This is a genomic window from Polynucleobacter sp. (assembly GCF_044342855.1).
In the GTDB taxonomy this organism is placed as follows: Bacteria; Pseudomonadota; Gammaproteobacteria; order Burkholderiales; family Burkholderiaceae; genus Polynucleobacter.
Genome location: NZ_JBIIPA010000038.1, coordinates 1 through 12,143, shown reverse-complemented (window position 1 = coordinate 12,143; position 12,143 = coordinate 1). Strand labels below are relative to the sequence as shown.

At 45.9% G+C, this 12,143-nt stretch carries 14 protein-coding genes; 2 read left to right on the top strand and 12 right to left on the bottom strand.

Going from position 1 to position 12,143, the window contains the following annotated elements; all coding sequences use genetic code 11:
- Both ACIQZ3_RS10040 and ACIQZ3_RS10035 read left to right on the top strand, forming a co-directional pair.
- A partial coding sequence (locus ACIQZ3_RS10040) for an integrase core domain-containing protein (RefSeq protein WP_397392755.1) occupies positions 1-111 on the top strand: 111 nt, incomplete at its 5' end.
- A gap of 146 nt (positions 112-257) precedes the next feature.
- Positions 258-764: a hypothetical protein gene (locus tag ACIQZ3_RS10035; RefSeq protein ID WP_397392751.1), complete on the top strand. Its 507-nt coding sequence runs from the start codon at positions 258-260 to the stop codon at positions 762-764.
- Positions 765-1,150: 386 nt separating this feature from the next.
- On the opposite strand, the gene ACIQZ3_RS10030 is transcribed toward ACIQZ3_RS10035, so the two are convergent.
- The 12 genes from ACIQZ3_RS10030 to ACIQZ3_RS09975 all read right to left on the bottom strand — a co-directional run bounded on the left by ACIQZ3_RS10030 (position 1,151) and on the right by ACIQZ3_RS09975 (position 12,016).
- A complete protein-coding gene (locus ACIQZ3_RS10030; RefSeq protein ID WP_397392749.1) occupies positions 1,151-3,331 on the bottom strand; it encodes an anthranilate synthase component I in 2,181 nt (726 codons plus the stop codon).
- Between the two features lie 230 nt (positions 3,332-3,561).
- A complete protein-coding gene (gene moeB / locus ACIQZ3_RS10025; protein ID WP_397392747.1) occupies positions 3,562-4,695 on the bottom strand; it encodes a molybdopterin-synthase adenylyltransferase MoeB in 1,134 nt (377 codons plus the stop codon).
- Positions 4,696-4,699: 4 nt separating this feature from the next.
- Positions 4,700-5,158, bottom strand: a complete 459-nt coding sequence (locus ACIQZ3_RS10020; RefSeq protein ID WP_397392745.1) for a M67 family metallopeptidase — start codon at positions 5,156-5,158, stop codon at positions 4,700-4,702.
- 2 nt (positions 5,159-5,160) lie between these two features.
- Positions 5,161-5,445, bottom strand: a complete 285-nt coding sequence (locus tag ACIQZ3_RS10015) for a MoaD/ThiS family protein (protein ID WP_397392743.1) — start codon at positions 5,443-5,445, stop codon at positions 5,161-5,163.
- Complete coding sequence (locus ACIQZ3_RS10010) at positions 5,445-5,789, bottom strand: chorismate mutase (RefSeq protein ID WP_397392741.1); 345 nt, start codon at positions 5,787-5,789, stop codon at positions 5,445-5,447. The genes ACIQZ3_RS10015 and ACIQZ3_RS10010 overlap by 1 nt, the downstream gene beginning before the upstream one ends.
- A complete protein-coding gene (locus ACIQZ3_RS10005) occupies positions 5,786-6,646 on the bottom strand; it encodes a hypothetical protein (protein ID WP_397392739.1) in 861 nt (286 codons plus the stop codon). Before ACIQZ3_RS10005 ends, ACIQZ3_RS10010 begins: the two co-directional genes overlap by 4 nt.
- Positions 6,639-8,288 carry an AMP-binding protein gene (locus ACIQZ3_RS10000; RefSeq protein ID WP_397392737.1) on the bottom strand — a complete coding sequence of 550 codons (1,650 nt, stop codon included), beginning with the start codon at positions 8,286-8,288 and terminating at the stop codon, positions 6,639-6,641. The genes ACIQZ3_RS10005 and ACIQZ3_RS10000 overlap by 8 nt, the downstream gene beginning before the upstream one ends.
- On the bottom strand, positions 8,278-8,970 hold the full coding sequence (locus tag ACIQZ3_RS09995; protein WP_397392735.1) for a nitroreductase: 693 nt from the start codon (positions 8,968-8,970) through the stop codon (positions 8,278-8,280). The genes ACIQZ3_RS10000 and ACIQZ3_RS09995 overlap by 11 nt, the downstream gene beginning before the upstream one ends.
- A 43-nt stretch (positions 8,971-9,013) precedes the next feature.
- Positions 9,014-9,955: a 3-oxoacyl-[acyl-carrier-protein] synthase III C-terminal domain-containing protein gene (locus tag ACIQZ3_RS09990; RefSeq protein WP_397392733.1), complete on the bottom strand. Its 942-nt coding sequence runs from the start codon at positions 9,953-9,955 to the stop codon at positions 9,014-9,016.
- Complete coding sequence (locus ACIQZ3_RS09985; RefSeq protein WP_397392731.1) at positions 9,942-10,220, bottom strand: acyl carrier protein; 279 nt, start codon at positions 10,218-10,220, stop codon at positions 9,942-9,944. Before ACIQZ3_RS09985 ends, ACIQZ3_RS09990 begins: the two co-directional genes overlap by 14 nt.
- A gap of 30 nt (positions 10,221-10,250) precedes the next feature.
- Positions 10,251-11,159, bottom strand: coding sequence for an aldo/keto reductase (locus tag ACIQZ3_RS09980; protein WP_397392729.1), 909 nt, complete (start codon positions 11,157-11,159; stop codon positions 10,251-10,253).
- On the bottom strand, positions 11,156-12,016 hold the full coding sequence (locus tag ACIQZ3_RS09975; RefSeq protein WP_397392753.1) for a hypothetical protein: 861 nt from the start codon (positions 12,014-12,016) through the stop codon (positions 11,156-11,158). Before ACIQZ3_RS09975 ends, ACIQZ3_RS09980 begins: the two co-directional genes overlap by 4 nt.
- Positions 12,017-12,143: the final 127 nt, after the last annotated feature.

The window sequence follows — 12,143 nt, the reverse complement described above, 5'->3', positions numbered from 1 at the left end:
AGCTGGATTACGATTTACAACGAAGAACGACCACACAGATCGCTTGGCAGAATATCGCCTAGAGACTATCGAGCGCAGGCAGAAAACAACACTTTAGGAATGTCGGCTTGACGGGGGATACTACACAACTATTTGATGCCGCTCCTCGTTTTCCAGACTTGAAGCGTAAATATGTATACAGGGGTAACTCACCAAAAAGACAGCAAGTTAATTACGTTAGCCCTAGTAAAGTTATTCAATCTATCATCCAGGGCGCTGTGGGTGATGCGGGATCCGCTCAAAGAATAAGGCCTATTGATTTAGGTCTTAATGAGGATCCAAATAAATTACGAAAACAAGAGCCTCCGGAATTTTTGCTTGAGGCTGTTCGAGAGCTTAGTAAAGCACTAGATAAATACAAGATTAGCGTACTCACCCATGATGAGGTATGCGCTTGGACGGTGCCAGTGCCAATGATTGCTAATGAGTTTGGTGAAATAGACGATCAATTGTTTATTCAGGAATCTGATGGGCAACAAAGGGTTAGGCGAGCCGCAGTATTTTTAATTACAAGGGCGCTATCTTATAGACATTTTATTGTGATTGAGGATGAGTCCGCTTATGCTGTTTCGCTAGAGGCAAAGAGAGGGTTTAGGGAAAGCTATCAGCCCAACTTAAAAATTGCATTAGGGGATTATATCAACGGCACATCTGAATTTGATTGGGTTGATAAGATTATTGGCGGGCTGTATGTTGTATACACATCACTAAGGAAATGGTTTTAGCGATACCTCAACGGATATTGCGAACAATAACGATTTGTAATGGTTCTTGAGGCCTTAATATCCAATAAGAAGTGCTCTGATGTCTACGCATTGGCTAGAGGGCGAAAAATGTTGTTCGGCATGCTTGATAAACTCTATGGCTTCTGATATTCCATTTTTTGGTTTCACGGATGCTGCGGTCTTGTATCAATATCAACTATTGATCGTGCAATACGGGAAGAGCCTGTGAAAACTACTATCGAGATAACAACACAAATGACATCAATCCTGCAGGGGCGGGTCTTCGTCCAAGCAAGGTATCCACGCAGGAGCGCGACGAGTAGCATTAACGACCATGAATATCGAACCTTCAGGCAGGCTCATGAAGGCTCTCTCTAATGCGCCCTCTATTCTAGACCTCCGTTTAAATTTTTGTATCTACGAACTTCGGTGATGACATTAGAGATTAAGTGGTAGCCTACAGAATATTGCATCGAGAGAATCGACTCGGGATGAAACTGCACTGCGCTAATCGGATAGTAACGGTGGCGAATCGCCATAATGATGTTAAACTCATTACGAGATGTAATCTCTAGGCAATCTGGAAGCATTTTTTCATCAGCATAAAGTGCGTGATAGGCGCCAACCTCACAGGGCGATGGAATGCCGGAAAAAATAGATGATCCATCGTGCGAGATCGACCAGCGTTTTCCTTGGCGAGGTGCATCGAGTTGGGCAAGCTCGCCTCCAAAGGCCTCAACTATACCCTGAAGACCAAGACACACTCCAAATTGCGGAATATCTGCACTAGCAAGCTGCCGCACAAGCTCAGGTAAACCAAAATCCTCGGGTCGACCTGGGCCGGGGGAGTGAATAACCAAATCAGGCGCTAGCTCAAGAATTTTCGCAAGGCCCAGACCATGGCGATAAGTAATCACATCAGCCCCAGTTTGACGAAAATAGTCAGCTAAAATATTAACAAAGGAATCCTCATTATCTATAAGCAAAAGCCTTAAATTTCTCCCTAGCTGATTTTTCGCTACCGGTTCAGGCTTGGTTTCAACTATGCCTCGAAATTTATTGAGTAGATGAAAGAATACTGTAGCTTTTGTCCGTGTCTCCTTCTCCTCTTCGTGGCCATCAGAGTCAAAAACCAATGTTGCGCCAACTCTGTAGTGGGCTCCACCATTTTTCAGGTGAACTGTGCGAATAGTGATTCCGGTCGATACATCGCCATTAAATAACAGCGCACCAACGGCGCCGCCATACCACTCACGTGGTTCCGTTTCCATTTCCTCAATAAGACGAATCGCCATTGGCTTAGGGCTACCCGTTAGAGTTACTGCCCACATGTGCGAAAGGAACGCATCAATACCTGTCATGTTGGGCCTCAAGCGACCCTCAACGTGATCAACCGTATGAAATAGCCCTGCGTAACGCTCAATGAGTCTCCGGTCAAGGAGCTTGACCGACCCTGGAATGCAGATTCGAGCTTTATCGTTTCGATCAACATCCGTGCACATGGTGAGCTCAACCTCATCTTTCTCGGAATTAATGAGCCAGCGGATTGCTTCAGCATCCTCCATGGCATTTTGACCCCGCCTTACAGTTCCAGAGATTGGGCAAGATTCGACACGATCCCCGCTGACTCGGATGAACATTTCGGGCGAAGTTCCTGCTAGCTGTTCATCGCCAAATTGACATAAAAATTCATAGGGGCTTGGATTAAATTCCGACATGGTCCGCCAGACGGCGGAGGGTAGAAACTCACCTTCAATTGAGAATCTGCGATGCAATACAAGTTCGTATATATCGCCGATTTGCATTCTCTTGCGCGCCGCATCCACCATAGCTGCGTAACTCTCCGAATCTTCCGACAGGCTAATTTCGCCAGACGGTCCGCTACCTTTGCTTGCCCTTTGCAAGGGGGCGAATGGCGCATCGCTGAACTCCGCTGTATTGCACTCATTCTTGCTAAATGAGTAGTCAAGGCGCACAAGCGTTTCTTTGCGACGGTCTAGCAAGAAAATTGAATCAGGTAGAAATAAGTGAATGCCTTTCGATCCCGAGGGGCGTTCTTTTATATGATCTATTGATTCAAATTGAAAGATAAGGTCGTGACCAAATGCGCCGTAAAGACCTAATGCGGAATCTTCAACACCCTTAAATTCTTCAAGTAGTAGGCGCAGGGGAGTAAATATCGTAGGCTGGAGGCTCCTCTCTTCCTCGGGAAAATCTTTGGAACCAGTCAAAATGTCTAAGACTAGATGACTACTATCATGATTTCGTATTTGGATATTTGAGTTTGCACTTAATATGCTTGCAAAAAAATTAATCAAAATAGAGCCACGTTCATTCAAGGCATTAATATGCAAACTGCGATCTCGTGATACAAATTCTAGGGGTGGACGAGTGAATCCTATATCCCATCTAGTGTAGCGCCCGGGATACTCGATGCCGGAAGATAGGAACATGCCTCGTTCCTGATCCAATTCATCGACGATATTGTGGATGCCCGCATGGTAGTCGAGATGAGTGGCCGTCCGCCGACAGAGAATTCCCGAGGGTGTGCGAAATTCATAAAACATGATCAGCCTTTAATTTAATCGATATACTCGATATATGCTAAGTACGCAGTTAAAAAACATCGATTATTAGTGAGAAATATGGGGGTGGTGAGCAGATAAAATTGTCCACCGCTTCTGTTTTTGATTGTAAACATGCGAACCTCATGAAGCAAATATAATATCTTTTGCGGGCCTTTGATAGGGGCGTAGTTATCTTGCATGGCGAAGACCTAAGACTGGAGCAAAGATATTCACTGAGAATTTTTAAGTTTGCCACTGCAATCCTTGCAATCAGATCTTCGTGGAAATGTAAGCGGGCGGATAGTGGACGTTAGTCCATCAAAGGTTAATAGCTTTCCGTATAGTGGCTCACCTATGCCGAGCACCAGCTTCAGCACCTCTATAGCTTGGAGCAAACCAACAACGCCTGCAAGGGCTCCGATTACACCGGCGGTTGAGCAATTGGGAGACAGATTTGATGGGGTGGCCTCTGGAAATAGGCACGAATAACAGGGGGCTCCAAGGTGAGGGGCAAATACAGAGATTTGTCCGCTAAACTGGAAAATGCTAGCCGATACTAAGATTTGTTTATTGGCAATAATTCCAGCATTAACTGCATAGCGTGTGTCAAAATTATCTGAACCATCAACGACAATTTCGCAACCAGAAAGAAGGCTGGCGGCATTATCAGCATCAAGTCGCGCATTAACCGCCTCAACCTCTATTAGTGGATTTAGTTCGATAAGGCGAGACTTTGCAGATTCTACTTTTGGCTGCCCGATAGTTTCTGTGCTGTGAATAATTTGCCGCTGCAGATTACTTTCTTCTACAATGTCGGCATCAATCAATCGAATATGTCCAATACCAGCAGCTGCCAGATAATAGGCGATCGGCGACCCTAAGCCGCCGGCTCCAACTAAAGCAACGCGCGCCTCCTTCAGTTTGATTTGCCCAGCCTCCCCAACCTTAGGTAAACTAAGGTGGCGACGGTACCTTGCGCGCTCTGCAGATGTTAATGTTGTTGGCTTTTCTATCGGCAACCCATGCTCAACCCAGCCGGCAAAACCTCCATCCAGTGAGTAGGCGTTGGCATAACCAAGTTGCTGCAATGAACGGGCTGCAATTAAGGACATCCGGCCGCCATAACAACAGATTACAATGGTTTGGTCGGCTGTCAATCCGTATTGCTCAATCTCAAGCTCGATAAATCGCTGGTTCAGCGTTTTTGCGCTACCAATTTTTCCTTCTGCTATATCTACAGTGTCGCGGATGTCAAAAATCATCGCATTAGAAAATATGGGGTCGTTTACAACCTGTAGCGGTGTTACTCTTGGTACAACTTGACGAAGATTCTGAATGAGTTCATCTGATGTGCGGATAGTCATTATTTCACCCCGTGTAAGTTAGAAAATTTTTCGAGTCAACCGCACCCTGTATGGCATTCACTTCTATGCCAGTATTGAGGTCAACTTGATGGGGTGTGCTATTTCTAAATCGAAAGCCACGAATAACGGGGGCCTCTGGAAAGAGTAGCGAAACAATTAGATAGAGTGAGCCATAAGGAGTTGGCCGCTCGATATCGCGTCCTGTTGGTATTGCTGGCGAAGCCATATGGCAATGATAGACGCCTCCAATTGACCACCCTTTTTTCTGCGCCATCTTAAAGGCAGAAAACTGGGAGTGGGGGGCAATTTGGAATCCATAGGGCCACGCACCTCTATTAATTGCCTTTTCGATCCATTGTGCTATGCCAGCGCTATCAAAGAGAACTAAGCCACAAGCCTGGTTGGGGGCTTCCGCCTGACAATGGGCAATAATTTCATTTTGGAGTAGTTGCGGAACAATCAAAATCAGCCTCCGCGGATTGCAGTTAATAAGCAAAGCTCATCATCCTCTACCAAATGAACATCTTTATATCTTTCGCTTGATATAAAGTCACCATTGAGAAATATGTGAATAAATGGACTTAAACTATTGCCACGAAACAACTGCTCATGTAAGCGTGGATGTGATTCACATATCTCACCTAAAGCATCATAGATGGTGCAGTGATCATGAATTTTCTGCTGATTTTCTGAGTCATTCATTAAGCCATCAAGAGGGGGTTGCAAGATCATTTTAATATTTATGGGCATTACATAGCCCCCTTTGACAATAGGCTTGAAGGGGAGTCTGAATTTTTTTCATTTACGCTTGCCTCCAAACGAGCACAAGAGATTTCTACGCAGCCCTTTAAGATTGCCTTAAATAAATCAGATACCCAGGCTTCAGGTAATCCGAGAGACATCCCCTCAGAAGCTCTAACAAGAACCATTTCACTTTCTCTGATGGGGTCAATGATTGCCTTGCCATTCGCTAACTTTAGATGACTTATGGCGGTCGAAATTTCTGCTCTTCGCCTTAATGTCTTAAGCAAATCGGAATCAACATCATCAATTTGACTGCGCAATAATTCCAATTCCTGCTTATATATAGTCATGATTTAATTTCCCTTTTTAGAATAAGATTGGCATTTTTTATGATGTCTATCAAATGGCGATCAGAAGATGCAACAACTGCTAAGTCAAGTCCTGCTTGAACGGCTAGGGCTGCATAAGCCCCAGCAGCCATGGTTCCAGTTGCACACCCTAAACCGGCGTTTGCTGGCCACAGAATCGTTCCGAAGCCCGCCTCTTTGGCTGCTGAAATGGTCTCTAAGCTTACCTGTAGTGGAAATGGCAAGGTCTCGATGGATGGGGTTAAGCCGTCAACATAGATATCGCCACGATCAATGCCAAATGGCTCAATCATGTCAGCAACTCGCATCGCTACTTCAATGCGGGCAGCGGCTGTAGCCGGAATTCCTGCATCGTCAATTGGTTGCACGACAACTGATACGGGATATTTTTTTAGCATCGGCAAAGCCTTTTCGAGAGCCCAACATTCACCGCTAATATGGTTGATGAGAGGGCGACCTTCGTATATATCTAAAGCCCGAGCCATGCCTTCAATGCTGAAAAAATGAAATAATGCACGGACCTCTAAATGGTCATTTGCAAGTCGAGCCAAAGAATTTAGAAGTTCGATTTCGCTTATACCGCGCGCTCGAGCATAGAGACTCGCCATTGGTAAATTATCTGCATGTGCCGTATCGAGAGCACTACGTATTTTTTCCTCCCACTCATCCCATTGCAATTCGAAGCAGTTCCGTAAAATGGTCTGATTGGCTATGTAATCAAGATCCCCGCAAACAATCTGACACTCTGCTTGGCTCATGTTGGGTGAAGAGTCATCTTGACAATGCAATCCGTTTGGGAGGGTGCGGGAGAGATTGGTGCGAAAATTGGGATTACTCATAGAGCGCCCCCAATTCAGCCGCATAATGAATTTCAATCGCCGCTCGACGGGGTTTGCCTGATCGAGTTAACAAGCCACCAGATTCAGTAAGCGGGTATTTTAGGATTAGCCAGTTGCGAATCCACTCATAATTGGGTAGCGCCTCATTTATGACTTTGATAGCCATTGCTACATTGCTAGGGTCGAGAACCTTGCCATGTATTGGCGCAAGGATAGCGACGAGGAAGGGTTTGTTATTACCAAATACAAGAGCGTGTTCAACCCCCTCTATCGCTCGCAATTTTAATTGTATATCGGCTGGGTTGATATTCTTTCCTCGGTCTGTAATGATTATCTCTTTGGCCCTACCGGTGATGCGAAGAAACCCATTGTCAATTTCTCCAAAATCGCCGGTATCAACCCAGCCGTCCAGTAGAAAAGTTCGCTCATTCTCTTCCTGGGTTGTATTGAGATATCCCCGGCTGCGAACCGGATGTACGCGTGCCTGAATGATGGACTCATCCGTCAGGCGAATCCCTGCCCCAGGCCAAACTGGCCCAACAGTGCCAAATCGATATTTATCAGGCAGATTGCTGGTGAGCATATTAGTTTCAGACATGCCATAACCCTCATACACTGGAAGACCCATTAGAACTAAAGAGCGCCTTAGTTCTTCGGTAGAAGGGGCTGCGCCTATGATCATTACCTTTAGGTGGTCACCTAACAATTGCGAAATTTCTGGCATCAACACTCTCTGCAAATCCCTTGCCAATAGTCTCGTTTCTTCATCGGATGGCAATTGCTCAAACAGCTTATCGATCAGCGCCCGGCGCAACCCACTGCTAGGCAGCTTTCTTTTGATTAATGTCACAATTTGCTCATACACACTCGGTACAGTCACTAGAACCGAGGGTTTAATCTGAGCTCCACTCAGCATGATGCGCAAGGGCTCGGTAATAGTCACGTTATAACCCTTACACAGCCCACCTATTGCATATTCGAAATGCACTACATGCGAAAAAGGATGGCATATAACCCAGTTGTCGTCATGTGTAAGATGGTACGAATCAAAAAAGGTATTGATGAAACTTTCCGTAGATTCGGCGCTTACTCGAAATGACTTAAGTTTGGCGCTCGATGTAGATCCCGAAGTAAAGGCCACAATGCTGAATGCTCCCGTACCAATCGATTCTTCTAATGGGTCAATCTTGCCAATGGTTTGGCATAAATTATCCAAAAAGATATGGGGCAGCCCAGCAAACGACTCGTATGTGCTGTATTTAATTTCCGATGCAAGGAAATCAACCTTTAGTCCCTCAAGGCTTGCGATAATCTCGCCATCAGACAGCAGTTCTGGGATTGCAACAATTTCTACGCCAGTGATTATGCAGGCAACGGCAGCTAGGAGCCATGGATATCCTTGGGCCCCACAAATGGCGACTCGTCTACCGGGCAGCATCTGGCAGCCCATACTCTTAAACAGCGAAATGGTAGCGAGTGCGTCACGATAGACTTCGGGAAATGTGCGAATACAAGTCGCCCCATTAACATCAAAATAAGTTAATGTATTGCTACTATTGGAGGCAAGCAGCTCTTTAATATTGGCAATCCTCCAGGTCGAGGATAAAACTCTATTAGTCATGATGGAGTATTCATTCGCCATAGAATTTTGCAAAATCAAGTACCCCAATGCGACCGGTGCGACATTGATTTGCTCCTGCCGTTGGATCTGGCCAGCCAAATGAAACACCGCAGACAAGCAATTCATCGTCGTCAATGGAAAGATGTGAGCGAATCACTTTAGGGTACTGCGCTAAGGATGCCTGGGGACAGGCGGCCAAACCTTCGGCAACGCAAGTTAGCAAAAAGCTTTGCAAGAAGCAGCCGAGATCTAGTAATGCATAAGAGCCTAACGATTTAGGTGTGGTCAAAAAAATCACCTGCGGTGCATTAAAGAAGCGCCAATTACTGCGAACTGCCTCAATCTGACCTCGATAATCTGAATTAGTTAGTCCACGCGCTGACTGTAAATCTGCATCAGCATTTTGCTTGCGACCACCAAAGGGCTCAGGATATTCTGACGCAAATGGGATATCCGGGACATCATCACGATCACGGGCTGCAATAATGAGGTCTTTACTAATTCTTTGTAGCATCTGCCCGCTTACCACATGCACCCTCCAAGGCTGAGTATTGCACCATGAAGGGGCTAGTGAGGATGCCTCCAGTATGCGATTTATTTGATCTCTTGATAATGCTGTGGACAGAAAGGCTCGCGTCGAATGCCTATTGCGGAGGATGCCACCTAACAAGTCCCGAGAGAATTCGTTTAGCGTTGCCGACATATATAGTAATTTCTATTTCTAAATTTTTTCTAGGGGGGTCGTGTTAGTTCTTGCGCAATACTGCTGAAGCCCAATTTTTTTGACCGGTACCAAGTAAGAGGAAGCTATCGCCCGAACTGGCTGGCTGCTCAGCCAAGCAGTCATGCAAGTTGATTAAAGTATCGGCTGCATATGCATGAGCAAAACGCGAAACGTTATCAAGAAAGATTTGATCCTCGTTAAAGCCGCATTTCCAGGCAATCATTTTCATAACTGCATGGTTGTAGTTATTCGTAATCAATCTGTTTACAGTTCCAGGGGTAAGATCAGAGGTCAGCAGTGCAAATTTAGCCATCTTCTGGGCGCCGCGAACAGTTTCAAGAAGAAATGCAGCAAGATTGCCCTTATTGTCAAGATCCCACATGTGTGGGGCGCTGTAGCTCCCCACACCAACAACATCGAATTCTGCGTCCCCGGAGGATGTGACGATGCATGAAGCGGCTGCATCAGAAAGAACTGAGACGTCAGGCCACATAATTCGTTTGGAGCTATCGCTTGGTGAGGCCTTGTCAGTCGTTACGACCAAGATGCGGCGACAACCTTCAGCGCGAATCATATTAATCGCAATGCGAAGTGATGTAATGGCATTGGCGCAACCGGGAAGAAAAATTCCAACCGGATATGCATTAACAAGCCCAAGCTTATTCATTAACCAAGCAACATCACGCTCGGAGTAAAAGCTCTTCTCCCAGAAACTTGTTGAGGCATAAATTACGGCTTCAATCTCGCTGGGCATTGCATTCGATTGGGCAAGAGTTTGACTGGCAGCTTCAACGGCTAGTTCGACTGGTGTTTTGTTGGCTTCCGAAAAATACATTACGCCTTTGGCTCGAAGTGCGGCTAGCGATTCCGGTTTTTCTGACAGCGCCTCCAATTGATCTATTGGGCGCAAGCAACCTAGCGCATAACCGATGCTGCCAACGCTAGCTAGACTAAGTTGTGACATCTGAACCTCTCGATTTGATGTGTTCAACCAATTCAAGTACATCACCTACGGTGCTCATTGCCTTTAATCTAAGCAGATCATCTGTCAGCTTAAGGTTGAATTCATCCTCAAGCGCCAATAAAAATTCCAAAAAGTTAAGTGAATCCATGCCAAGCATCTGCAAGTCCGTCTCGCTTCCAATATATGCATTGCGCACACCTTTTGGTAGGGTGCTGCGCAAGGTTTTAATAATGCGCTCAAGCGTGTGAGTTTGTGAATTCTTCATGTACGTCTCAAAAAATTATTGCCAAGTTACTCATCGCCCTAGGCCAATCTCTTGTTCCAACTCTTGGATTAGACGTACGTTTTCCTCCACTTCGCGCGCGGTGCGCATCCCAACTGGAATGGTAGAGACGCAATCGAACTGGAGAATGTATTTCATGGCAACCTTAAAAGGGTTTGCAGATGGCTTTTGACCTGGAAAGAATTCATCCAGCATGCCTTGCATTAGCCCACCCGTTAGAGGGCGCATTGGAATAACGGCAACCCCATATTGCTGTGCCAACTTAACCAACTCATATTCGGCACCGCGATAGAAGTAATTAAATTGGGGCATGACAACCTGAAAAACGCCGGTCTCAATAAGGGCGGATAAAGCTCCTTCCCTGTACCCAGAAACGCCGATGTAGCGCACCTTACCTTCTTGTCTTAGTTGCAGAAAAGTCTCCAGTACCTCATCGGTAATGAAGTTGCGCCAGTTATCGGCTCGAAATGGTTTGGCGATGATGCCGTGAATTTGAAGTAGGTCAACATAATCCGTCTGCAACAGCCTAAGGCTATGATCTAGGGACTTGCGAATGCCTTCAGCATCCATGCGGTCGAACATGTTTTTTGTTGCAATGAATAGTTGATCACGTTTACTGCCATGGTTGCTAAGCGCCTGACCTAGCATTCTTTCGGAGGCTCGATCCGTGGACCAGCCATCAGTAGGAATTTTATTGGCGTAAGCGGGGGCTGTATCGAAAAATTTAATTCCGTAGTCAATTGCAGCATCAAGAGCACTCAAAGAGTTGCGCTCTGACTGCTTCTGATCAAACCCAGGATCCTGATAGCCGCTTAAACCAACAGGGGCAGTACCAAAGCCAAGCACTGGAAGTCGCAACCCAGTTTGCCCCAAGCGCCTGGTCGGGAGATCAACACCGTTGGCAGATATTAAAGAAGTCATTCCGCCTCCTTCAGCCAACGCAGCACATCACGCACCCAGTAGTTAAATATCTTATCTGCCCCAGCACGTTTCATGCTGAGCATGTACTCCATAACAGTATCGCGTTCATTGACCCAACCCCTTTCGGTCGCCGCTTTTACCATGCAGTATTCCTTGGAAACAATGTAAGTGGCAACAGGAACTCGAAATTCCTGCTTCACTCGCGTAATTGCATCCATAAAGATTGTGGCTGGCTTAACTCCAATATAGTCAGCGCCCTGCGCAATTTCGATTGCGGTTTGTCGTAGCGCTTCATCAATATTGCCAACGCCAATTTTGCTGGCGATAGTCTGAGCATAGGAATTCGCAGCCATATCAGTGCCATCTAGCATGGCATGTGCTAGCGACGATCCAAAGTTAATGGAATAGGCAAGGATCGCCACATTATGCAATTGGGCGGCGTCCAAGCCAGCACGCATGGAGCTCACAGCATTATCAAGTCGACCAAGAGAGACCACAATATCGGCCCCAGCGCCCCCCTGAGTCACTGCATGGGCGGTTAATTCGCGAAGAGATTCCTCTTGTTTGACCATGCCATTCCCATCAACTACACCGTAATAGCCATTGGAGCGTGCCATACCAAAATATCCATCGATAATTTTGGTGACATCTGGGCATGCTTTCGCAATTTTTTCAATAACCCGAGCTTCAAATTTCATAACCCCCTGCGGATCATTTGCCAATGTCTTATCGGGACGGGGGCGTATAACGAAGTGCTTGATACCCATGTCACGCAATTCCTTGATTTCATCAATGGCTTCATCAACGGTGTAGTAATTAACATTGGGTAAGTTTTCAACTGGCGTTGCCCTGGCTATATGACCTTCCCCCGATAAATCACCTTCAATCAGTTCGTATTAAATTACTAACTATTGGAGAGATAAATGAAGATCCCAAAACAGCAGTACACCTTGGAATTTAAGCAGTTAGCAGTCAAACGCATTC

Excerpts from the sequence above, each read along its gene's own strand:
- ACIQZ3_RS10010 (WP_397392741.1), bottom strand. The coding sequence starts at position 5,789 with ATGACTATATATAAGCAGGAATTGGAATTATTGCGCAGTCAAATTGAT.
- ACIQZ3_RS10000 (WP_397392737.1), bottom strand. The coding sequence starts at position 8,288 with ATGGCGAATGAATACTCCATCATGACTAATAGAGTTTTATCCTCGACC.
- ACIQZ3_RS10030 (WP_397392749.1), bottom strand. The coding sequence starts at position 3,331 with ATGTTTTATGAATTTCGCACACCCTCGGGAATTCTCTGTCGGCGGACG.
- ACIQZ3_RS10005 (WP_397392739.1), bottom strand. The coding sequence starts at position 6,646 with ATGAGTAATCCCAATTTTCGCACCAATCTCTCCCGCACCCTCCCAAAC.
- ACIQZ3_RS09995 (WP_397392735.1), bottom strand. The coding sequence starts at position 8,970 with ATGTCGGCAACGCTAAACGAATTCTCTCGGGACTTGTTAGGTGGCATC.
- ACIQZ3_RS09985 (WP_397392731.1), bottom strand. The coding sequence starts at position 10,220 with ATGAAGAATTCACAAACTCACACGCTTGAGCGCATTATTAAAACCTTG.
- ACIQZ3_RS10015 (WP_397392743.1), bottom strand. The coding sequence starts at position 5,445 with ATGCCCATAAATATTAAAATGATCTTGCAACCCCCTCTTGATGGCTTA.
- moeB (WP_397392747.1), bottom strand. The coding sequence starts at position 4,695 with ATGACTATCCGCACATCAGATGAACTCATTCAGAATCTTCGTCAAGTT.
- ACIQZ3_RS09980 (WP_397392729.1), bottom strand. The coding sequence starts at position 11,159 with ATGACTTCTTTAATATCTGCCAACGGTGTTGATCTCCCGACCAGGCGC.
- ACIQZ3_RS09990 (WP_397392733.1), bottom strand. The coding sequence starts at position 9,955 with ATGTCACAACTTAGTCTAGCTAGCGTTGGCAGCATCGGTTATGCGCTA.